The following is a 237-nucleotide window of genomic DNA, read 5'->3' as shown; positions in this document are numbered from 1 at the left end:
GACTTTCTTCCGACGATGGACGTTCCTCCGAAAAGGATGCAGCCGATGAACCGGCCTGATCCCAACTCACCCGATCAAAGCGCCAACAAGGATGACGACGCCGTGTGGTTGGATCTGGTGGCGCGCTTGGAAGCTACAGATTCGTCCGCGCAGGCCGAACCATCGGAGTCGGAGGGATCGGAACCCGGCCAAGCCGAACCCGGCCCATCGTTCAAGGACTTCGATCCCTTAGGACTC

The 237-nt window shown here is 59.9% G+C and carries 1 protein-coding gene; it reads left to right on the top strand.

Going from position 1 to position 237, the window contains the following annotated elements; all coding sequences use genetic code 11:
- Positions 1-45: 45 nt before the first annotated feature.
- On the top strand, positions 46-237 hold a 192-nt coding region (locus SB724_RS21760), incomplete at its 3' end, for a hypothetical protein (RefSeq protein WP_410573149.1).

This window comes from Bacillus sp. SIMBA_031, assembly GCF_046535225.1.
Classification (GTDB): Bacteria; Bacillota; Bacilli; order Bacillales; family Bacillaceae; genus Bacillus; species Bacillus velezensis.
Note: the sequence above shows the minus strand (reverse complement) of the source record. Positions and strands in the feature narration are given on the sequence as shown.